The sequence below is a fragment of the Streptomyces sp. 15-116A genome (genome assembly GCF_025290915.1).
GTDB lineage: Bacteria > Actinomycetota > Actinomycetes > Streptomycetales > Streptomycetaceae > Streptomyces.
Genome location: NZ_JAOCQE010000102.1, coordinates 1 through 20,527, shown reverse-complemented (window position 1 = coordinate 20,527; position 20,527 = coordinate 1). Strand labels below are relative to the sequence as shown.

The window sequence follows — 20,527 nt, the reverse complement described above, 5'->3', positions numbered from 1 at the left end:
CAGCGCCGCCACGCCCGGCTGCGGCAGCCGCCCGGCCGCCTCGCCCGGCCGCTCCTGCTTCAGCACGCCCAGGATCCGCCGCAGTTGCGCCATCGCGTCCCGCCCGGTCGAGGCGATCGTGTCGAACGCGGCCTCCGCGCGCCGCGGATCCTTGCGCACCACCACCGGACCGGCCTCCGCCTGCACCACCATCAGGCTCACCGCGTGCGCCAGGATGTCGTGCATGTCGCGGGCGATCCTCGCCCGCTCCTCGGCCCGCGCCCGCGCGGTGTCCGCCGCCCGCTCCCGCTCCAGCCGGCCCGCCCGGTCCTCCAGCTCCCGGGTGTACGCGCGCTGGACGCGGGCCAGCACGCCGAGGGCGTATGCGCAGACCACACTCATCAGCTGGAAGGCGTACTCGTAGGCCCGCTCGCCCTCCTTGTGCTGCATGGTGACGACGACCCCGATCAGCCATCCCGCCAGCATCAGCCGGCGCTCCCAGCGCCTGCCCTCCGCGGCGACCGTGTACAAGGCGACCATCCCGCCGTACATCACGTCCGGCGGGGGCGCGTGATACAGCGCCTGCACCGGGGTGGCGACCGACACCACGCACGCCGTGGCGAACGGCGCCCGCCGCCGCCAGATCAGCGGGACGGCCGTGCCGGCAGCGATCAGCCAGCCCTGCAGACTCAGCCGCTCGTCGCCCTCGGACGGGAAGATCCACTGGAGGGACACCGCGAACAGCACGAGCGCGGCGAGCGCCGCGTCCACGGCGTACGGGTTGGCGGTGCGCCAGCGGGTGACGACGGGCGTGAGGGCGTTCCGGAGGGACATGAGCGGCTCCTCGGGGCGGGTGCCGCTCCAGTATCACGAGCGCCGGGCGGGCCGGTCCTCACCGGTGAGAGGGATATCGGGCCGCCGGCCCAGCACCCTCGATATGCCGCGGGCGGCCGGCCGCAGCGCCGGGACCAGGACGGGCACCTGCGCGTCGGCGTGCGGGACGACGACCGACACGGCCGCGGTGACCGGGCCGTCCGCCCCGCGCACCGGGGCGGCCACCGCCAGGGCGACCTCGGTGACCTGCCGGTCGCTCACCGCGACCCCCGAGCGGCGCTCCTCGGCGAGCATCCGCCGCAGACGGGCCGGATCGGTGACGGTGTACGGGGTGAACGCGGCGAGCGGGCCCGCGCAGTACTCCTCCTGGAAACCGGGATCGCTGTGCGCGAGCAGCGCCAGGCCCACACCGGTGGCGTGCAGCGGCCGGCGGGCGCCGACCCGGATGTGCACCCCGACCGCCGAGCGGCCCGACAGCCAATCCGTGCAGACGACCTCGCACCCGTCGCGCACCGCGAGCTGCACGTTCTCGTGCGTCGCCTCGTACAGGTCCTCCAGATACGGCAGCGCCACCTGCCGCAGGGCCGGCCCGCGCGGGGCGAGCGCGGCCGGCTCCCACAGCCGCAGCCCGATCTGATACCGCCCGGCCACGTCCCGCTCCAGCGCACCCCACCGGCCGAGCGCGCCACCTGCCGGTGCGCGGTGGTCGGACTGAGCCCGGCCCGGCGGCTGATGTCCGTGAGCGTCAGCGCCGGGTGCTCATGATCGAAGGCGGTTTTCGAGCACGGCGAGCAGGCGGACGGGGGTGGAGTGGTGGGGCACGGGGGTGTCTTCCGGAGGGATGGTCGGGGCCTCCTGCGGGGGTACGGGACGGCGGGGGACCGGGTGAGCGTGGCCCGGGCGGACCCGTGGTGCGCAAGACCCGGGACGTGGACCCGCCGAAGCAGTCGGTGGCGGCGAGTAAGGTGCACGTCGGCGGCGTGGGAAGGGTGTGGACGTGAGGCTGGCGATTCTGGGCGGTGGCGGCTTTCGCGTCCCGCTCGTGTACGGGGCCCTGCTCGACGACCGCGCGGAGGGGCGCGTCACCGAGGTCGTACTGCACGACGTGGACGCCGGACGGCTCTCCGCCGTGCGCCGGGTCCTCGCCGAGCAGGCGGCCGGCCGGCCCGACGCCCCATCGGTCACCGTGACCACCGATCTCGACGAGGCGCTGCGCGGCGCCGGCTTCGTGTTCTCCGCGATCCGGGTCGGCGGTCTGGAGGGCCGTGCGCTGGACGAGCGGGTCGCGCTCGCCGAGGGGGTCCTCGGCCAGGAGACGGTCGGCGCGGGCGGCATCGCCTACGGTCTGCGCACGGTCCCCGTCGCCGTCGACATCGCCCGCCGGGTGGCCCGCCTCGCCCCCGATGCCTGGGTCATCAACTTCACCAACCCGGCGGGCCTGGTCACCGAGGCCATGTCCCGCCACCTCGGCGACCGCGTCATCGGCATCTGCGACTCACCCGTCGGCCTCGGCCGCCGGATCGCACGGGTGCTGGGCGCCGACCCGAAGCGGGCGTGGATCGACTACGCCGGCCTCAACCACCTCGGCTGGGTACGCGCCCTGCGCGTCGGCGGACGCGATCTGCTGCCGCGCCTGCTCGCCGACGCCGAGCTGCTCGGCTCCTTCGAGGAGGGCCGGCTGTTCGGCACCGACTGGCTCCAGACCCTGGGCGCGATCCCCAACGAGTACCTGCACTACTACTACTTCAACCGGGAGACCGTCGCCGCCTACCGGAGCGCCGAGCGCACCCGGGGTGCGTTCCTGCACGACCAGCAGGCGCGCTTCTACGCCGAGATGGCCGACCCCGACGCCCCCGCCCTGGACCTGTGGAACCGCACCCGCGCCGAACGCGAGGCCACCTACATGGCCGAGAACCGTGAGGCGGCGGGCGCAGGCGACCGCGACGAGGACGACCTGTCCGGCGGCTACGAGAAGGTGGCCCTCGCCCTGATGCGGGCCATCGCCCGCGACGAGCGCACGACCCTCATCCTCAACGTCCGCAATAGCGGCACCCTTTCCGTCCTGGACGCCGACGCCGTCGTCGAGGTGCCGTGCCTGGTCGACGCGAGCGGTGCGCATCCGGTCACCGTCGACCCGCTGGCCGCGCACGCCGCCGGTCTGGTGTGCGCGGTCAAGGCGGTCGAGCGGGAGGTCCTGGCCGCGGCGGAGTCGGGCTCGCGCGGCACCGCCGTGAAAGCCTTCGCGCTGCACCCGCTGGTCGACTCGGTGAACGTGGCCCGCCGGCTCGTGGACGGCTACACGGCCGTGCATCCGGAGCTGGCCTATCTCAAGTAGGGGCGCTGTCCGGCCCGTTCGGGGTGTGTCGTGCTGCGCATCGGGTCGGCCGGTCGCCCCCCGTGACAGCGGCCGACCGACCCGAGCCCCCCGTTCCCCCGTGCTTCCCCCCGGCGCGTTCCCCGGCGCCTCGCACTGTTAAGAGCACGAGGCCGGCCGCCTGATACACCCCCGGCGAAAAAATCATGGAGAAAAAACGGGAGCGGCGGATTGATCGCTCCCGGCGGCCCCGGTCATCGGCTCCACGGGCACGGCGGGAGCGGGCACGGCGCCCAGCGCGGACGCGGCGCTCAAGGGGAGCGCCGACGGCGACGGGGCAGCGGACGCGGCGCTCAAGGATGACGGAGCGGGGGCCGGGGACGCGGTGCTCACCGGTGCAGCCGTCGGCTGCGGGGCCGGCACCGCTGCCTCCGTTCGCTGGTGGGGCAGGCTGACCGGGCGCAGGGGGCGTGGGCCCGCCACCACCGTGTAGTCCTGGCCCAGGAACGGGGGCGTGAGCTCGCCCGGGTCGTCGCCGAGGGCCAGCCGGACGGCGGCCCACGGTGCGTTCACCCCGCACAGCGCCAGCTGGTGCAGCCCGCCCGCCGGGCGGGTGTTGACGTCCATCAGCACCGGCCGGTCGCCCAGCATCCGGAACTGGATGTTGGACAGGAAGTGCAGGCCGAAGCCCTCCGCGATCCGCCGGGCCGGCTCCAGCCACTGCTCGTGCAGCGTGAAGCCCCGGCGCCGGCCGTTCTTCGCACGCCCCACCGCCAGCCGGATGCGGTTGTCGGGCCCGGTGAGGCAGTCCACCGACACCTCCGGCTGCTCCAGCCGCGGCATCACCAGCCAGTCCACCGGCTCCTCGGCCCGCCGCACCGCCTCCAGCACCAGATCCAGCGGAACCTGCGGGCTCGGGAAACCGTTCAGCTGCGCCAGCGAGAACGGCGCCCGTGTGATCACCCGGAAGCCCACACCACCTGCGCCGGACGCGGGCTTGAAGCAGGCGCGATAGCCCCGCCCCTCCAACTCCTCCACCGCGGCGAGGAGTTCGTCCGCCGAACGGACCCGCCACCACGGCGGCACCGGCACCCCGATCGCCTGCACCGCCTCGTAGGCGATCACCTTGTCCTGGAACACGCGCGCCGCCTCACGCGGCGGCGCGAGCAGTGCCGTACCGGCGGCCTCGAACTCGGCGCGGCGCGCCACGATCGCCGCCTGGTGCAGCCGGGGCACGAACACGTCGATGCCGCGCCGCTCGCACTGAGCGAGCGCGTACTCGACGTACGCCGCGTCCGACAGGCCCTCGGGCTCCAGCTCGGCGGTGTCGGCGGCGGCCAGCACGGGGGAGTCGGGGTCGCCGTGGGTGGCGTGGATCTCGACCGCCCGATCGCTGGGATTTCGCCGCAGCTGATCCATGAAGAACACGTTCTCCGCGTACGTGCGGTTGAGCCAGACGCGTACGCGAGAGACCATGCAGGCCGCCTTTCACGGTGTGCGGGCAGGGCTCGGCGGCCCGTGCCCGGGCAGGAGGGAGGAAGGGTCACCAAACCGCCCTGTGCGAAGGGCTTTTACGGCGGTGGTGTCGGCCAGATCATACGGCCTCCGCGGCGGCCGGAGTGCAACGCCCGTGTTACGTTCGAGCGGGTCCGGATCGAGCGCGTTCAAGGGGGCGACCGTGACGTCCACGGCCGGCGGGGGCGGACAGCTGTGGGCCGTCAGCGACCTGCACATCGGCTACCCCGAGAACCGCGCCCTGGTGGAGCGGATGCACCCCGAGTCGGACGACGACTGGCTGCTGGTCGCGGGCGACGTCGCGGAGACGGTCGACCAGATCCACTGGGCCCTGAAGACACTCGCGGGCCGGTTCGCGCGGGTGGTGTGGGCACCCGGCAACCACGAACTGTGGACCCACCCCAGCGACACCGTCACCCTGCGCGGCGTCGCACGCTACGAGCACCTCGTCGAGCTGTGCCGCGAGCTGGGCGTCCTCACCCCCGAGGACCCCTACGCCGTGTGGGACGGCCCCGGCGGTCCGGTGGCCGTGGCGCCGCTGTTCCTGCTCTACGACTACTCGTTCCTGCCGCCCGGCTGCCGCACCAAGGACGAGGGCCTGGCGTACGCGCGGGGCACCGGCATCGTCTGCACCGACGAGTATCTGCTGCACCCCGACCCGTATCCGAGCCGGGAGGCCTGGTGCCGGGCCCGGGTCGCCGAGACCGGACGCAGACTCGACGCCATGCCGGGCGACCTGCCGCTCGTGCTGGTCAACCACTACCCCCTGCACCGCCATCCCACGGACGTGCTGTGGCACCCCGAGTTCGCCATGTGGTGCGGCACCACGCTCACCGGCGACTGGCACCGAAGATTCCCCGTGCACACCATGGTCTACGGCCATCTGCACATCCCGCGGTCCACCCGGCAGGACGACGTCCCCTTCGAGGAGGTGTCGGTGGGCTACCCCCGCGAGTGGCGCACGCGGCAGCAGCCGCCGGGACGGCTGCGCCGGATCGCGCCGAGAGAGGACGAGCACCGGTGATCGAGGAGCTGCTGCCGCAGACGGTGGTGGTCGTGGAGGCCCACGGCGACGAGGGCACCGACGCCCCGCTCTTCCCCGCGGAGGAGGCGCTGTTGACCAAGGCGGTCGCCAAGCGGCGCCGCGAGTTCACCGCCGTACGCTCCTGCGCCCGCCGCGCCATGGAGAAACTCGGGGTGCCCCCGCAGCCGGTCCTGCCCGGGGAGCGCGGCGCCCCCGGCTGGCCGGCCGGACTCCTCGGCAGCATGACCCACTGCGACGGCTACTGCGCCGCCGCCCTCGTCCGGGCCGGTGACCTCGCCTCCCTCGGTATCGACGCGGAGGTCCACGGGCCGCTGCCCGAGGGGGTGCTGCCCGCGATCGCGCTGCCGGCGGAGGCCGCACGCATCGGCCGGCTGTCCGAGCAGCGGCCGGAGGTGCACTGGGACCGGCTGCTGTTCAGCGCCAAGGAGTCCGTGTACAAGGCGTGGTTCCCGCTGACCGGGAAGTGGCTCGACTTCACCGAGGCCGACATCGACCTGCACGCCGACCCCGGTGAGCGCACCCGCGGCGCGTTCCGCGCCGAGCTGCTCGTCCCCGGCCCGCTGGTGGGCGGGCGCCGCATCGGCCACTTCCAGGGCCGCTGGAGCACGGAACGGGGCCTGATCGCCACGGCGATCGCCGTACCGCACGGGTGAACCCGCCCGGCCCACGGCCGCGTTCACCCGTACGCCACTCGCCTGAGGGCTCACCCCTCGGGGCACCAGTCCCGCAGCATCCGGAAGAACTCCTCCTCGTTGCCGGTCAGTCCCGCGCGGGCCAGGGCCGCCTCCGCCTCCTCCAGCACGGCCGGCGGCACGACGGGAGGCCGGACGGCGTCCGCCGGTCCGGTCCGCGTGTCGAAGGCGGCGCGCACGGTGTGCAGCAGCCGCAGATAGGCCTGGACGGCGGTGCGCTCGCGGTCGGTCAGTACGGCGGTGGGCATCGCTCGGCTCTCCCCGTGTCGTGATCGAAGGTCCGCGCACCCCCGGCACGAAGGGCACGCACCCCCAGCTTGCCGCCCACCACTGACAATCGGCCGCCGACGTGCCCGGTCCCGCGTCACGTCCACCGCGATGCGCGCCCCGCCGGGTCAGCCCTTCGGCCCCAGATACCCCAGCGACACCTCGATACGGCCCGCCAGATGGTCCCGCTGCACCGGGCCACGGAGCGACGAACCCGCCAGCCAGGCACGGCACTTGCTGGCGAGCAGCAGACCGAACGCTTCGGCCTCCTTCTCGTCGGCCAGGTCGAAGCGGGTGCGGGCGGCGACCTTCAGGACGGTCGCGCGCAGGTCGTCCTCGTCGCAGTCCTCGTCCAGTAAGCGCGTCGCGACCTCGGCGCCGGCGACATGGTGGCCATGGTGCCCGGCCGTCATGTGCCACAGCTCGTGGCCCAGGATCACCAACTGGTGGTCCGGCGCGGTGCGTTCCTCGACCACCACGAGATCCTGCTCCGCCATGTCCAGCCACAGCCCGCTCGCCGTGCCGGGCGGGAAGGCTGCCGTACGGAACAGCACCGGGCGGCCGCGGCGTCTGCTCATCGCCTCGCACAGCGCGGCGTACAGATCCGAGGGCCGCGCGGGGACAGGAAGCGTCAGCTCCGCGACCAACTCGCCGCACAGACGGCGCATTTCCCTGCCGATGCCCACACTTCTCCCCAGGTCAGGACTCGGGCCGCTGGACGCTCTCCAGGAGCATGTCCAGCCATTCCGCGACCTTGTCGCGATGCTGGTCGGTGGGCAACTGCGCGGCCCGCCACGCGATCCCGCGCACACCGTGGTCCTGCAGCAGCCGCTCCAGCGGGTCACCCTCCGCCGCGGCCGCCCTCCGCTCGCGGTCCGCGAGCTTCTGCAGCAGCTCCTGCTCGGTGTGCTGAAGCGCGCTCGCCAGCGCCTCCGGATCCTCGGCGGTGAGGAAACCCGCGTGCACCCGGAAGAACCGCTGGATGGCGTCGCAGTGCTCCATCGTGGGCCGCCGGTCGCCGTTGATCAGCGCGCCGGCCTGCTGCCGCGACATGCCCGCACCGTCGGCGATCTCCTGCTGCGTGTACTTGCGCCCGTTCGGCTTCAGCCGGGTCCGGCGCAGCAGGTCAAGCCGCTGCACGAACCGGGCCTGCACATCGGGCTCGCCCGCCGGACGTCCGCTCAGCAGCGCCTTGACCACGGGCTCCGGGACACCGGAGGCCACGGACAGCCGGCCGGTGTCGAAGACCTCGGCGTGCGGCACACCGAGCCGGTCGGCGAGTGCGGTGACGCGGGCGACGACCGCGGACAGCACGGCCGTCGGCGCGGTGCCCGGATCCTCGAAGCCCCCACCCGTCACCGACAGATCTCCTATGTCTCTCACAGGCTTCTCACAAGCGTTCGCCGTGAACTTCACGGAGACTAGCCCCAGGATCGAACTCACATCCAGGTCTCGCCACAACTGTGGCCAATTTCAGCCGTCAACGGGCGGTGAATGCCACGATAGTTGACACACGTCGCGTCCGGGCAGCAGGATCGGGGCGCCGCGTCAAGGCCGCACAGGCAAGAGGGGTGACCTCCCGATGGCATATCAGGCAGGAGGGCAGCGGCCGGCACCGCGGCCCGCCCCCGAGACTCCCGAGGCCCAGGCCTACCTGGAGGACTACGCCGCCGTCCTCGAGGCCGTCACCTTCCCCTCCCTGGTGGTCGACCACCGCTGGGACGTGCTGCTCACCAACACTGCTTTCCGGACACTTTTCCGGGAGGTCGGCCCGCATCCGACGGCCATGCCCGACGACAACTTCCTGCGCTTCGTCCTCTTCCACCCGGACGCCGCGACCGTGCTGGGCGATCACGAGTCCAGCTGGTGCCTGCCGATGCTGGCCCACTTCGCCCAGACCACGGAGCGCCACGGCCACGACAACGGGCTGCAGGCCATCCGCCGCGACATCGCCCAGGACCCCATCATGGAGGCCGCCTACCGGCACGGCCTGCCGCACTGGCTGCGCGTCGTCGGCGAGCGCGCCGCCGAACACGACGGCGCCGTACGCCCGTTGCGGCATCCCGACCCGCGCTGGGGAACCACCGACTGCCGGATCGTCGCCGAGACCACCGGCACCCTGAAGGACCTGGGCTGGACCCGGCTGACCCTGGTCCTGCGCGAGGCGCGCCGCACGCCGCCGAGGCCCCGCAGGGTCCGTCGTACGGCCTCCCACCTGAGCGTGGTCCACGCAGCGGACTGAGCGGACGGAACCTGCGTCCCGTTGCGTCCGCCCTCTTCTGCCCCACTGTGGTGTGTGACATAGTACTGGCGTGAGCGAGTCGCTGACCTGCGATGTCGTGGTGGTGGGTGCCGGGATGACGGGCGCCGCCTGTGCCTGGTACGCGGCCCGAGCGGGCCTCGACGTGATCGTCGTCGACCGCGGCCCGGTCGCCGGCGGCACCACCGGAGCGGGCGAGGGCAACCTCCTCGTCTCCGACAAGGCCCCCGGACCCGAGCTCGAACTGGCGCTGCTGTCCCTGTCCTTGTGGGCCGAACTCGCCGAAGAGCTCGGCAAGGAGATCGAGTACGACCCGAAGGGCGGACTGGTCGTCGCCGAGACGCCCGCCGTCCTCGACGGACTCGAGCGGTTCGCGGCCGGGCAGCGCGCCGCCGGGGTACGGGCCGACCCCGTTCCCGCCGACCGGCTCGCCGGCCTCGAACCCCGTCTCGCGCCCGGCCTCGCGGGCGGCGTCCACTATCCGCAGGACGCCCAGGTGATGCCCGCCCTCGCCGCCGCCCACCTGCTGCACGCCTCCGGCGCCCGGCTCCTCACCGGCCACGAGGTCACCCGCGTCCTGCGCGCCCGCGACGGCACGGTGTACGGCGTCCGCACACCCCGGGGCGAGCTGCACGCCCCTCACGTCATCAACGCGGCCGGCACCTGGGGCGGCGAGCTGTCCGCCCGCGCCGGGGTGTCCCTGCCCGTCCTGCCCCGGCGTGGCTTCGTCCTGGTCACCGAGCCCCTGCCGCCGCGCATCCGGCACAAGGTGTACGCCGCCGACTACGTGGCCGACGTCGCCAGCGACTCGGCGGCGCTCCAGACGTCTCCGGTGGTCGAGGGCACGGCCGCCGGGCCCGTGCTGATCGGCGCCAGCCGCGAACGCGTCGGCTTCGACCGTACGTTGTCCCTTCCGGCGGTGCGGGCCCTGGCGGCGGGCGCCACCCGTCTGTTCCCGTTCCTGGCCGACGTCCGGGCGCTCCGCACCTACGCGGGCTTCCGCCCGTACCTCCCCGATCACCTCCCCGCCATCGGCCCCGACCCCCGCGCCCCGGGACTCCTGCACGCCTGCGGCCACGAGGGCGCGGGCATCGGCCTGGCCACCGGCACGGGCCACCTGATCGCCCGAGCAATCGTCGGTGACCTGCCCGATCTCACCCCCTTCCGCCCCGACCGCTTCCCCGACAACCCTCAGGAGGCCCGGCGATGAATCCCCTGGAGTTGGCGGAGGCCCGGCCCGGGCCCGGGTTCACCGTCACGCTCGACGGGCGGTCTCTCGACGTGCTGCCCGGAAGGACCATCGCCGCCGTGCTCTGGGACGCGGGGGTCACCTCCTGGCGGTCCACCCGCGATGCCGGACGGCCCCGCGGCGTCTTCTGCGGTATCGGCGTCTGCTTCGACTGCCTCGTCACCGTCAACGACCGCCCCAACCAGCGGGCCTGCCTGATCCCGGCACGCCCCGGCGACGTCATTCGCACCCAGGAGGGGACGGGGCATGCGGACTGACCTCGCGGTGATCGGCGCGGGCCCGGCGGGACTCGCCGCCGCCCTCGCCGCCGCTTCCCGAGGCGTACACGTCGCGCTCCTCGACGCGGCCCCGGCGCCCGGCGGCCAGTTCTACCGGCAGCCCGCCGCCGCACTGGGCGCCGGGCGCCCGCAGGCGCTGCATCATCAGTGGCGCACGTGGGCGCGGCTGCGGGCCGGGCTCGACGCCGGCGGCGTACAGGTGCTGACGGAGCATCATGTCTGGTGCGCCGAACGCACATCGGACGGCTTCGTCGTGCACGCGCTGCTCGGCCCCGAGCAGGAACAGCCCGCCGAGGTGCACGCCACCGTGCTGCTGCTGGCCACCGGCGGCTACGAGACCGTGCTGCCGTTCCCCGGCTGGACCCTCCCCGGTGTGGTCACGGCGGGCGGGGCGCAGGCCATGCTCAAGGGCGGCCTCGTCGTCCCCGGCCGGACCGCCGTCGTCGCCGGTACCGGGCCCCTCCTGCTGCCGGTGGCGGCCGGGCTCGCCGCGGCGGGCGTGTCCGTCGCCGCCGTGGTCGAGTCCACCGCCCTCAGACATGTGATGCGGTACGGCACTTCCCTCGCCGGCAAACTCCCCGAGGCCGCCGGATACGCCACCCGGCTGCTGCGCCATCGCGTGCCGTTCCTCGCCCGCCACACCGTCGTCCGTGCCCGCGGCGACGACCGGCTGACCGGCGTCACCGTCGCCGCGCTCGACGCGCACGGCCGGGTCAGGCCCGGCACCGAGCGGCAGCTGCCCTGCGACACGCTCGCCGTCAGCCACGGCATGCTGCCGCACACGGACCTCGCCGAGACCCTCGGCTGCCGTCTCGACGGGCTCACCGTGGCCGTCGACGAGCAGCAGCGCACCGACGTACCCGGCGTCTGGGCGGCCGGCGAGACCACCGGCATCGGCGGCGCCCCGCTCTCCCTCACCGAAGGACACCTCGCAGGCCGGTCCATCGCCGCCCACCTCAAGGGCACCGCCTTCGCCCCGGCGCCCGCCGCGCTGAGGGCCCGTAGGAGGCTCCGCACGTCCGCCGACGCCCTGCGTGCGGCCTTCGCACCACCCGCCCACTGGACCGAGCAGGTCACCGACGACACCGTCGTCTGCCGCTGCGAGGAGGTCACCGCGGGCGAGGTCCGTGCTGCCCGGCACCTAGGCGCCGGGGACACCCGGACCGTCAAGCTGCTCACCCGGGCCGGTATGGGCTGGTGCCAGGGCCGGATGTGCGCACCAGGCGTCGCGGGACTCACCGGCTGCCCCCTCACGCCCTCCCGGCGGCCGTTCGCACGCCCCGTCCCCCTGGGCGTCCTCGCCGCACAGCACAACGAGCGCAACCCGGCATCGTCCGAGGAAGGACCCTCATGACCGACCACGACCGCCCCTGGCGCGGCATCCTCGTCGCCACCGCACTGCCCCTGAACGCCGACCTCTCCGTGCACCACGACCGCTACGCCGAGCACTGTGCCTGGCTCGTCGAGAACGGCTGCGACGGCGTCGTACCGAACGGCTCCCTCGGCGAGTACCAGGTGCTCACCGACGAGGAGCGCGCCCGCGTCGTCGAGACGGCCGTCGCCGCCGTGGGCGGGGCACGGGTGATACCCGGGGTCGCCGCCTACGGGGCCGCCGAGGCCCGGCGGTGGGCGGAGCAGGCCGCCGAGGCCGGCTGCCGGGCCGTCATGCTGCTGCCGCCCAACGCCTACCGCGCCGACGAGCGGTCCGTCCTCGCCCACTACGCCGAAGTCGCCCGGGCAGGGCTGCCGATCGTCGCGTACAACAACCCCATCGACACCAAGGTCGATCTCGTACCCGAACTGCTCGCCCGGCTGCACGGCGAGGGACACATCCACGCGGTGAAGGAGTTCTCCGGCGACGTCCGCCGCGCGTACCGCATCGCCGAACTCGCCCCCGAACTGGACCTGCTGGCGGGAGCGGACGACGTGCTGCTGGAGCTTGCCGTCGCGGGCGCCAAGGGCTGGGTGGCCGGTTACCCCAACGCGCTGCCGCGCGCCTGCGCGGACCTGTACCGGGCGGCCGTCGACGGCGACCTGGACACCGCGCGGCCCCTGTACCGGCAGTTGCACCCCTTGCTTCGCTGGGACTCACGCGTCGAGTTCGTCCAGGCGATCAAGCGGTCCATGGATCTCGCCGGCCGCCACGGCGGTCCCTGCCGCCCGCCCCGCATGCCCCTGCTGCCCGAGCAGGAGGCGGCCGTGCGCGCGGCCACCGAGAAGGCCCTCGCGGCCGGACTCGTCTGAGAGGGAGGACATCGTGCGCAGCACACTCGTCCTGCACGCCGTCGACTCGCACACCGAGGGCATGCCCACCCGGGTGATCACCGGCGGCATCGGGACCATCCCCGGCGCCACCATGAACGAGCGGCGGCTGTACTTCCGTGAACACCGCGACCCCGTCAAGCAGTTGCTGATGAACGAGCCGCGCGGGCACTCCGCGATGAGCGGCGCGATCCTCCAGCCGCCGACCCGGCCCGACTGCGACTGGGGCGTCGTCTACATCGAGGTCTCCGGCTATCTGCCGATGTGCGGGCACGGCACCATCGGCGTGGCGACGGTCCTGGTCGAGACCGGCATGGTCGAGGTCCGCGAACCGGTCACCACCATCCGCCTGGACACCCCCGCCGGCGTCGTCGTCGCCGAAGTGGCCGTCGAGGGCGGGGCGGCCAAGGCCGTGACCTTGCGCAATGTGCCGTCCTTCGCCGTCGCCCTCGACCGCAAGGCGACCCTGCCCGACGGCCGCACGGTCACGTACGACCTCGCCTACGGCGGCAACTTCTACGCCATCCTGCCGCTGACCGAGTTCGGTCTCCCCTTCGACCGCTCCCGCAAGGACGACATCCTCGCCGCCGGACTGAGCCTGATGGAGGCGATCAACGCCGCCGAGGAGCCCGTCCACCCGGAGGACCCGTCCATCCGCGGCTGCCACCACGTCCACCTGTACGCGCCCGGCGCCACCGCCCGCCACTCCCGGCACGCCATGGTGATCCACCCCGGCTGGTTCGACCGCTCGCCCTGCGGCACCGGCACCAGCGCCCGCATGGCCCAGCTGCACGCACGCGGCGAACTCCCGCTGCACACCGAGTTCGTGAACGAGTCGTTCATCGGCACCCGGTTCACCGGCCGGCTGCTCGGCACCACTGACGTGGCGGGCCGGCCGGCCGTGCTGCCCAGCTTCACGGGCCGCGCCTGGATCACCGGCACCGCGCAGTATCTGCTGGACCCCGAGGATCCCTTCCCGGCAGGGTTCGTGCTGTGAACCGTGAAGATCCCCTGCTGCCGCGTCTGGGCGGCCGCAAACTCAGCTACCGCGAGCGCGTCGCCGACGCGTTGCGCGCCGCGCTGATCGCCGGTGAACTGCGCCCCGGCGAGGTCCACTCGGCCCCCGCCCTCGCGGCCCGCTTCGGCGTCTCCGCCACCCCGGTGCGCGAGGCCCTGCTCGACCTCGCCAAGGAGGGGCTCGTCGACACCGTCCCCAACAAGGGGTTCCGGGTCACCGCGGTCTCCGAGCGGCAGCTCGACGAGTACACGCACATCCGCTCCCTCATCGAGATCCCGACGACGGCACAGCTGGCCACCACCGCCGACCCGACCGCCCTGGAGGCACTGCGCCCGGTCGCCGAGGAGATCGTCACCGCGGCCGTCGCCGGCGACCTCATCGCGTACGTCGAGGCCGATCTCCGCTTCCACCTCGGCCTGCTGGCACTCGCGGGCAACGAGCACCTGGTCGAGGTCGTCCGCGACCTCCGCAGACGCTCCCGCCTGTACGGCCTGACCGCCCTGGCCGAACAGGGACGACTCCAGGCATCGGCGGAGGAACACCTGGAACTCCTCGACACACTCCTGGCCCGGAACGAGGCCGCAGCACGCACGGTGATGACCCGCCACCTCGGCCACATCCGCAACCTGTGGGCAGCCCCATGACCGCCCACACCTCCACGAGGGGCGAGTGGATCGCCCCCCCCAGAGCGGCACTTCAACTGCCGTGAACCCTTCGGGAGGACGTGGGCGCCCTCGCGCTTCGCGCGGGCGCCGAACCCGGAGCGCCTGGCGGAACTGGTGCGGCTGCACCGGATGGTCACCGTACGCTCGGTCCTCTCCTGGGCGTTCCGCCACGCCCAGCCCCGCGTGGACACCGTGCGCGCGCTGTTCTACGCCGCCCTCGGCGACTTCCGGCAGGTCGCGGCCATCCGCTGGCACGCCTCCCGTACCGGCGAGCTTCACCCCGGCGCCATCGCACCCTTCCCCGATGTTCGGTTCGGCTGGAACACTCCTTCCGCGCGCACCGCACCAGCCCCGGCCGGCCCACCCCCCTCACGGCGAGAGGTCATTCATCCATGCCCGAAGTCAACCGGCGACGCTTTCTCCAACTCGCGGGAGCCACCACGGCGTTCAGCGCGCTGTCGGCCAGCATCGAGCGGGCCGCCGCACTGCCGGCCGCACACCGGACCGGTTCCATCGAGGACGTCGAGCACATCGTCGTCCTGATGCAGGAGAACCGTTCCTTCGACCACTACTTCGGCCGGCTCAAGGGTGTGCGCGGATTCGGCGACCCGCATCCCGTGACCCTCGCGGGCGGCAAGTCGGTGTGGCACCAGAGCGACGGCACCAAGGAGGTGCTGCCGTTCCACCCGGACGCCGACGACCTCGGCATGCAGTTCCTCGAAGGGCTCCCGCACGGCTGGCCCGACGGCCAGGCCGCCTACCACAACGGCAAGTACGACAAGTGGCTGCCCGCCAAGGGCACCACCACCATGGCATACCTGGACCGCGAGGACATCCCCTTCCACTACGCCCTCGCCGACGCCTTCACCGTCTGCGACGCCTACCACTGCTCGTTCATCGGCTCCACCGACCCCAACCGCTACTACATGTGGTCGGGCCACACCGGCAACGACGGCAAGGGCGGCGGCCCGGTCCTCGGCAACGACGAACTCGGCTACGACTGGACGACGTACCCCGAGCGGCTGGAGCAGGCCGGGATCTCCTGGAAGGTCTACCAGGACATCGGCGACGGACTGGACGCGGCCGGCCACTGGGGCTGGATCGACGACGCCTACCGCGGCAACTACGGCGACAACTCCCTGCTGTACTTCAACAAGTACCGCAACGCCAAGCCCGGCGACCCGCTGTACGACAAGGCCCGCACCGGCACCGACGTGAAGAACGGCGACGGCTACTTCGACCAGCTGCGGGCCGACGTCAAGGCCGGCCGGCTGCCGCAGGTCTCCTGGATCGCCGCCCCCGAGGCGTTCTCCGAGCACTCCAACTGGCCCTCGAACTACGGCGCCTGGTACATAGCCCAGGTGCTGGACGCGCTCACCTCCAACCCCGAGGTGTGGGCGAAGACCGCCCTGTTCATCACCTACGACGAGAACGACGGCTTCTTCGACCACATCGTGCCGCCGCTGCCGCCGAAGTCCGCCGCGCAGGGCCGCTCGACGGTCGACGTCTCCCTGGACGTCTTCAAGGGCAGCGCCACCCACCGCGAGGGCTTCTACGGGCTCGGCCCGCGCGTGCCGATGCTGGTCGTCTCGCCCTGGAGCAAGGGCGGTTACGTCTGCTCCGAGACCCTCGACCACACCTCGATCATCCGCTTCATGGAACGCCGCTTCGGGGTGCAGGAGCCCAACATCTCGCCGTGGCGCCGCGCCATCTGCGGCGATCTGACGGCCGCCTTCGACTTCTCCCGCAAGGACAGCCGCCCGGCCGAGCTGCCCGACACCGACGCCTACGAGCCGCCGGACCGCGAGCGCCACCCCGACTACCGTCCGACGCCGCCCGCCGATCCGAGCCTGCCCCGGCAGGAGCGGGGGCTGCGGCCCGCGCGTCCGCTCAAGTACGCCCCGGCGGTGGACGGTTCGGTGGACGCCGCGGCCGGAAAGTTCACGCTCGGCTTCGCCTCCGGCGCGAAGGCGGGCGCCGCTTTCCTGGTCACCTCCGGCAACCGCACCGACGGCCCCTGGACGTACACGACCGAGGCGGGCAAGACCCTCTCGGACACGTGGAACTCCGTCTACTCGGGCGGCTCCTACGACCTGACCGTGCACGGCCCGAACGGCTTCCTGCGCGTCTTCAAGGGCTCGAACAAGACCGCGGGCCCCGAGGTCACCGCCCGCCACACCGGCGACGACATCCGCCTGACCTTCACCAACGCGGGTAAGAACACGGCCCGCCTGCGCCTGACCAACGCCTACGGCGACAGCACCACCACGATCACCGTCCGCCCCGGCAGCACTGTCCACCGCACGATCGACCTGCGCGCCGGCCGCCGCTGGTACGACCTGACGGTCACGTCCCAGACCGACACCGCGTTCCAGCGCCGCTTCGTGGGCCACGTGGAGAACGGCCGGCCGGGGGTGAGCGATCCGGCGATCATCACGGACTGAGGGCGGATTTCGCGGTCAGGGGAGGGTGACATCCTCCCCTGACCGCGGGATGCGGCCTGAGTTGAGGGCCGGTGCCTCAGAGGGCCGGGGCGTGTGCCCGGGAGGGCTGGTGCGGCAGGAGGGCCGGGTCGAGGGGTGCCGGGCGGGGGCCGGGGCCGTCTTCGACCGCGAGGCCTTCGGGTGTCTGGCCTTCGACGGGTTGTTCGCCTTTGGCGTCGCGACCGAGGGCCCGGCGACTCGGGCGGTCCAGGGTGAGGGCGGCATCGACCATGTGGTCTCGCGGGGCCGGCCGTGCGGGGGCACGGACGGCGTGCGGTGCGTGAGCCGCTGTCGGGGAGTTCGCCGGGTCGGCTGCCGTGCGGGTCAGCAGGAGGACGCCCCATGCCGCGAGGCCCGCGCCGGTCAGGGCCGACAGGATGCCCAGGGGGCCGCCCCGGAGGTGTTCGCCGAGCAGGGTGAGGCCGATCGCCGCGGCCGCCACCGGGTTCGCCAGCGTCACCACCGCGAGCGGGGCGCCGAGTCCGCCCCGGTACGCCGTCTGGGACAGCAGCAGCCCGCCCGTCGCGAACGCGGCGACCAGCAGGGCCACCCCGATCACCTGGACGCTCAGCAGCGGACCCGACCGGTCCGTCACCGCGACCGTCACGGTCTGGGTGAGCGCCGAGGCCACCCCGGAGGCGACCCCGGACGCGGTGGCGTGCCGCAGGCCGGGCCGTGCGCCGGGGCGTGACAGCACGCCGATGACGGCGGCCGTACCGCCCGCGACCACGAGCGCCTCGGGCACGCTCAGCACGTCGTCCGGCGCCGGGCCGGACGCCGTGGCCAGTACCGCCGCCAGACCGGTCAGGGTGAGCGCCGTCCCGCGCCACTCGCCCGCGCTCACCCGGCGCCCCGCGATCCGCGCGCTCATCGGCACCGCTGCGACCAACGTCAGTGCGCCGAGGGGTTGCACGACCGTCAGCGGGCCGTACTTCAGCGCCACGACGTGCAGCACCGCGGCGGAGGCGTTCAGTGCAACGGCCGCCCACCAGGCGCCGTGCCGCAGCAGCCGCAGCACACCGGTGCCGGAACCGCCTGAGGCGAGCCGTTCCTGCGCGACCGCGGCGGCGGCATAGGCGACGGCGGATATGAGGGACAGGAGAACAGCCACGAGCACGCCGCTCATCGCCGGGCCTCCACAAGTTCCTGCCCGCTCACCGCACCCCGCCCAGCCGTGTCACGTGCGGCGGGGACCACATCTCCGGCCCCGACCTCGACGTCACGCCCGTCCGTGTCGCGGTCATCGACGGCGGCTCGGCCCCTCACCTCGTCCTGGGTTCCGCGCATCGCCCCTGCCCCGGCCTCCGCTCGCGGCCCTGCCCCCACGGCCGTCACCGCCCCTTCATCCATCGCCCTCGCACGCCCCGGCCCCCGGCTCACCGCCAGCGCGAGGCCGAGCAGAATGCCCGCGACCACCGCGTCCAGCCAGAAATGGTTCGCCGTGCCGACGATCACCAGCAGCGTGAGCAGCGGATGCAGCAGCCACAGCCGGCGCAGGCGTGACCGGGTGGCGGCGATCAGACCGAGGGCCACCATCAGCGCCCACCCGAAGTGCAGCGAGGGCATGGCCGCGAACTGGTTCGAGAGCTGGTCGGTGTGGGGCGGACCGTACACCGACGGCCCGTACACCCGGCCGGTGTCCACCAGCCCCGTCGCCGCCAGCATCCGCGGCGGTGCCAGCGGGAACGCCAGATGCAGGACCAGCGCGGCACCGGTGACCCCGGCCAGCACCCGGCGCGCCCACACGTAGTGGGCAGGGCGACGCAGATACAGCCAGACCAGGAAAGCGGCCGTGGCCGGGAAGTGGACGGCGGCGTAGTAGGTGTTCGCCACCTGCGCCAGACCACCGTCGCCGTGCAGCAGAACGGACTGGATCACGCCCTCGCCCGGCAGACCCAGCGCACGCTCCAGGTCCCAGACGTCGTGACCGTTGCGATACGCCTGTGCCGTGTGCCCCGTCGCCAGTTGCCGGCCGGCCTTGTAGACGAGGAACAGCCCGGCCACCAGCAGAAGCTCACGCAGAAGCGGCGGGCGCGGAGGTATGCCGGATCCCGCCGCATCAGGCTCCTCGCGGGTCTTCATCCCCGGCTCCCTCGCTCCAGATCGTGCCGCACACTCATCGATACGCACGCGTACCGATACGCCAGTGTACCGATACGCTTCCGTACCGGTACACTGGCGTATCGATGGACATGCGACACACTGGAGTCCGGGCAATCAGGGCAAGGAGCTGAGCCGATGACGTCGCAGGCCGCGGACCGACCGGAGCAGGTCGGCCCCTCGCGCCGCTCCAAGATCACGCCCGAGCGTGAGCGGGAGTTCTTCGTCGCCGTACTGGACCAGATCCGCGAGTGCGGTTACGACGCCGTCACCATGGAGAAGGTCGCCGCCAGCACACGGTGCAGCAAGTCGACCCTGTACCGGCAGTGGCGTACGAAACCCCAGTTCGTGGCGGCAGCCCTGCGCTCCAACCGGCAGACGAGGTTCACCGGGATCGACACCGGCACACTCGCCGGCGATCTGCGCGAGGCCGCGCGGCGCGCGGGCGAGTGGTCGGTGAAGGACACCACCCTGCTGCAGGCGCTCGGGCACGCGGTCACCCAGGACCGGGAACTGGCCCAGGCGCTCCGCGAGGCACTGGTCGAACCGGAGATCGCCGCGCTGGAGGAGATCCTCCGCCGCGGCGTCGAGCGCGGGGAGGTCGCCGCGGACAACCCGGCGCTCCCGTATGTCCCGGCCCAGCTCTTCGGCGTCCTGCGGGCCCGGCCCGTACTGGAGGGCGAGAACGCCGACCCGGACTATCTGCTCCGGTTCGTGGAGGCCGCCGTACTGCCGGCCCTCGGCCTCTCATGAGACCCGGGCCGCCGTCCACCGGATGACCGGACGGCGGCCTGACCGCGCCGCACCGTGGGGACGGGGGCGGCGCGCACCCCCCGGCCGGGTGGGGTGCCCCTTGAGCGGAGGGGCGCCCCACCCGGCCGCCGGATTCCGTGGGTCAGACGTCCTGTCCGGTGCCGCCGCCCGACGCCGCCTTGATCCCTTCGGTGATCTCGTCGAGGACGGACTGCTTCTGATCGGTGTCCACGCCGAAGCGGACGACGACGATCCGCTCGGGCTGCGCGGGGGAGGGGAAGGCGAGCGACTGGACGAATCCGTCGGACCCCTTGCTGGTGACCGCCTTCCAGCGCACCAGATAGCCCTTCTGCCCGGCCACGGTCACCGCCTTCGACGCGAGCACGTCGTGGGAGGTGATCTTCCCGTACGACGAACCGCCGTACGACTCCTCGGCGTTCTTGGCGATGTCCGCCTTGGCGACCTCCTCGGCCGTGGAGCCGCGGCTGCCGAGCACCAGGGCCGGCGCCGAATAGGCACCGCCCTTGGAGCAGGTCTTGGACGTGTCGCCGGGGCACTTGTACTCCTCCTCCGACGACACCTGGGCGCCCGCCTGCATCTCCTGGCCGACCCAGCCGTCCGGGATCGGCAGACTGATCCCGCTCAGCGCATCGGTCACGGACCCGCTCCTCACCAGCGGCGGCTCGGAACCCTCCGGCCCGGGGCCGGCCCCGTCCGACCCACCGGAACCCCCGGATCCGCCCTCCGAGCCCCCGTCCGACCCGCCACCCGAATCCCCGCCGGACCCACCGGATCCTCCTGACCCGCCAGACC

The 20,527-nt window shown here is 73.1% G+C and carries 20 protein-coding genes and 1 pseudogene; 12 read left to right on the top strand and 9 right to left on the bottom strand.

The features are described 5' to 3' along the window. Window positions 1–813, bottom strand: an 813-nt coding sequence (locus tag N4P33_RS18240) for a histidine kinase dimerization/phosphoacceptor domain-containing protein (protein WP_260827687.1), incomplete at its 3' end; no start/stop codon positions are given. A gap of 33 nt (window positions 814–846) precedes the next feature. Beyond that, window positions 847–1,635: pseudogene (locus N4P33_RS18235) on the bottom strand (IclR family transcriptional regulator). A gap of 175 nt (window positions 1,636–1,810) precedes the next feature. On the opposite strand from N4P33_RS18235, the gene N4P33_RS18230 reads away from it, so the two are divergent. Continuing rightward, window positions 1,811–3,148, top strand: a complete 1,338-nt coding sequence (locus N4P33_RS18230) for a 6-phospho-beta-glucosidase (protein WP_260827686.1) — start codon at window positions 1,811–1,813, stop codon at window positions 3,146–3,148. Between the two features lie 183 nt (window positions 3,149–3,331). On the opposite strand, the gene N4P33_RS18225 is transcribed toward N4P33_RS18230, so the two are convergent. Then, window positions 3,332–4,603: an ATP-grasp domain-containing protein gene (locus tag N4P33_RS18225; RefSeq protein ID WP_260827685.1), complete on the bottom strand. Its 1,272-nt coding sequence runs from the start codon at window positions 4,601–4,603 to the stop codon at window positions 3,332–3,334. Window positions 4,604–4,805: 202 nt separating this feature from the next. On the opposite strand from N4P33_RS18225, the gene N4P33_RS18220 reads away from it, so the two are divergent. Beyond that, window positions 4,806–5,666, top strand: coding sequence for a metallophosphoesterase (locus N4P33_RS18220; protein ID WP_260827684.1), 861 nt, complete (start codon window positions 4,806–4,808; stop codon window positions 5,664–5,666). Further along, window positions 5,663–6,340, top strand: coding sequence for a 4'-phosphopantetheinyl transferase (locus tag N4P33_RS18215; protein ID WP_260827683.1), 678 nt, complete (start codon window positions 5,663–5,665; stop codon window positions 6,338–6,340). The genes N4P33_RS18220 and N4P33_RS18215 overlap by 4 nt, the downstream gene beginning before the upstream one ends. A 50-nt stretch (window positions 6,341–6,390) precedes the next feature. On the opposite strand, the gene N4P33_RS18210 is transcribed toward N4P33_RS18215, so the two are convergent. The 3 genes from N4P33_RS18210 to N4P33_RS18200 all read right to left on the bottom strand — a co-directional run bounded on the left by N4P33_RS18210 (window position 6,391) and on the right by N4P33_RS18200 (window position 8,005). Continuing rightward, window positions 6,391–6,627, bottom strand: a complete 237-nt coding sequence (locus tag N4P33_RS18210) for a hypothetical protein (protein WP_260827682.1) — start codon at window positions 6,625–6,627, stop codon at window positions 6,391–6,393. A gap of 147 nt (window positions 6,628–6,774) precedes the next feature. Beyond that, the gene (locus N4P33_RS18205; protein WP_260827688.1) at window positions 6,775–7,314 is read right to left on the bottom strand and encodes a toxin-antitoxin system, toxin component; all 540 of its coding nucleotides are present in this window, start codon (window positions 7,312–7,314) and stop codon (window positions 6,775–6,777) included. A gap of 31 nt (window positions 7,315–7,345) precedes the next feature. Beyond that, a complete protein-coding gene (locus tag N4P33_RS18200; RefSeq protein ID WP_260827681.1) occupies window positions 7,346–8,005 on the bottom strand; it encodes a helix-turn-helix transcriptional regulator in 660 nt (219 codons plus the stop codon). 223 nt (window positions 8,006–8,228) lie between these two features. Between N4P33_RS18200 and N4P33_RS18195 the strand changes: the two genes are divergently transcribed. From N4P33_RS18195 to N4P33_RS18160, 8 genes are all read left to right on the top strand, one after another. Next, window positions 8,229–8,888: a hypothetical protein gene (locus N4P33_RS18195; RefSeq protein WP_260827680.1), complete on the top strand. Its 660-nt coding sequence runs from the start codon at window positions 8,229–8,231 to the stop codon at window positions 8,886–8,888. A gap of 70 nt (window positions 8,889–8,958) precedes the next feature. Next, window positions 8,959–10,116 (top strand): FAD-binding oxidoreductase, encoded by a 1,158-nt coding sequence (locus N4P33_RS18190; RefSeq protein ID WP_260827679.1) that lies wholly within the window; start codon window positions 8,959–8,961, stop codon window positions 10,114–10,116. Next, window positions 10,113–10,412: a (2Fe-2S)-binding protein gene (locus N4P33_RS18185; RefSeq protein ID WP_260827678.1), complete on the top strand. Its 300-nt coding sequence runs from the start codon at window positions 10,113–10,115 to the stop codon at window positions 10,410–10,412. The genes N4P33_RS18190 and N4P33_RS18185 overlap by 4 nt, the downstream gene beginning before the upstream one ends. Then, window positions 10,402–11,787, top strand: a complete 1,386-nt coding sequence (locus tag N4P33_RS18180; RefSeq protein WP_260827677.1) for an FAD-dependent oxidoreductase — start codon at window positions 10,402–10,404, stop codon at window positions 11,785–11,787. Before N4P33_RS18185 ends, N4P33_RS18180 begins: the two co-directional genes overlap by 11 nt. Beyond that, window positions 11,784–12,677: a dihydrodipicolinate synthase family protein gene (locus tag N4P33_RS18175; RefSeq protein ID WP_260827676.1), complete on the top strand. Its 894-nt coding sequence runs from the start codon at window positions 11,784–11,786 to the stop codon at window positions 12,675–12,677. The genes N4P33_RS18180 and N4P33_RS18175 overlap by 4 nt, the downstream gene beginning before the upstream one ends. A gap of 13 nt (window positions 12,678–12,690) precedes the next feature. Next, window positions 12,691–13,692, top strand: a complete 1,002-nt coding sequence (locus N4P33_RS18170) for a proline racemase family protein (RefSeq protein ID WP_260827675.1) — start codon at window positions 12,691–12,693, stop codon at window positions 13,690–13,692. Continuing rightward, the gene (locus N4P33_RS18165; protein WP_260827674.1) at window positions 13,689–14,357 is read left to right on the top strand and encodes a GntR family transcriptional regulator; all 669 of its coding nucleotides are present in this window, start codon (window positions 13,689–13,691) and stop codon (window positions 14,355–14,357) included. Before N4P33_RS18170 ends, N4P33_RS18165 begins: the two co-directional genes overlap by 4 nt. 413 nt (window positions 14,358–14,770) lie before the next feature. Continuing rightward, complete coding sequence (locus N4P33_RS18160) at window positions 14,771–16,822, top strand: phosphocholine-specific phospholipase C (RefSeq protein WP_260827673.1); 2,052 nt, start codon at window positions 14,771–14,773, stop codon at window positions 16,820–16,822. A 76-nt stretch (window positions 16,823–16,898) separates the two neighbouring features. Here N4P33_RS18160 and N4P33_RS18155 read toward each other — a convergent pair whose 3' ends face one another. Together N4P33_RS18155 and N4P33_RS18150 are read right to left on the bottom strand one after the other, a co-directional pair. Then, a complete protein-coding gene (locus N4P33_RS18155) occupies window positions 16,899–17,987 on the bottom strand; it encodes a hypothetical protein (RefSeq protein ID WP_260827672.1) in 1,089 nt (362 codons plus the stop codon). After that, a complete protein-coding gene (locus N4P33_RS18150; protein ID WP_260827671.1) occupies window positions 17,984–18,943 on the bottom strand; it encodes a phosphatase PAP2 family protein in 960 nt (319 codons plus the stop codon). The genes N4P33_RS18155 and N4P33_RS18150 overlap by 4 nt, the downstream gene beginning before the upstream one ends. A gap of 156 nt (window positions 18,944–19,099) precedes the next feature. Between N4P33_RS18150 and N4P33_RS18145 the strand changes: the two genes are divergently transcribed. Then, window positions 19,100–19,714 carry a TetR/AcrR family transcriptional regulator gene (locus tag N4P33_RS18145; protein ID WP_260827670.1) on the top strand — a complete coding sequence of 205 codons (615 nt, stop codon included), beginning with the start codon at window positions 19,100–19,102 and terminating at the stop codon, window positions 19,712–19,714. A 142-nt stretch (window positions 19,715–19,856) separates the two neighbouring features. Here the strand turns inward: N4P33_RS18145 and N4P33_RS18140 are convergent, their stop codons facing one another. Continuing rightward, entirely contained in the window at window positions 19,857–20,372 is a 516-nt protein-coding gene (locus N4P33_RS18140; protein ID WP_260827669.1) for a hypothetical protein, read from the bottom strand. Window positions 20,373–20,527 lie beyond the last annotated feature (155 nt).

Coding starts and splice junctions, on each gene's coding strand:
- N4P33_RS18225 (WP_260827685.1), bottom strand. CDS start 4,603: ATGGTCTCTCGCGTACGCGTCTGGCTCAACCGCACGTACGCGGAGAAC.
- N4P33_RS18210 (WP_260827682.1), bottom strand. CDS start 6,627: ATGCCCACCGCCGTACTGACCGACCGCGAGCGCACCGCCGTCCAGGCC.
- N4P33_RS18205 (WP_260827688.1), bottom strand. CDS start 7,314: ATGCGCCGTCTGTGCGGCGAGTTGGTCGCGGAGCTGACGCTTCCTGTC.
- N4P33_RS18195 (WP_260827680.1), top strand. CDS start 8,229: ATGGCATATCAGGCAGGAGGGCAGCGGCCGGCACCGCGGCCCGCCCCC.
- N4P33_RS18185 (WP_260827678.1), top strand. CDS start 10,113: ATGAATCCCCTGGAGTTGGCGGAGGCCCGGCCCGGGCCCGGGTTCACC.
- N4P33_RS18180 (WP_260827677.1), top strand. CDS start 10,402: ATGCGGACTGACCTCGCGGTGATCGGCGCGGGCCCGGCGGGACTCGCC.
- N4P33_RS18175 (WP_260827676.1), top strand. CDS start 11,784: ATGACCGACCACGACCGCCCCTGGCGCGGCATCCTCGTCGCCACCGCA.
- N4P33_RS18160 (WP_260827673.1), top strand. CDS start 14,771: ATGCCCGAAGTCAACCGGCGACGCTTTCTCCAACTCGCGGGAGCCACC.
- N4P33_RS18155 (WP_260827672.1), bottom strand. CDS start 17,987: ATGAGCGGCGTGCTCGTGGCTGTTCTCCTGTCCCTCATATCCGCCGTC.
- N4P33_RS18150 (WP_260827671.1), bottom strand. CDS start 18,943: ATGAAGACCCGCGAGGAGCCTGATGCGGCGGGATCCGGCATACCTCCG.
- N4P33_RS18145 (WP_260827670.1), top strand. CDS start 19,100: ATGACGTCGCAGGCCGCGGACCGACCGGAGCAGGTCGGCCCCTCGCGC.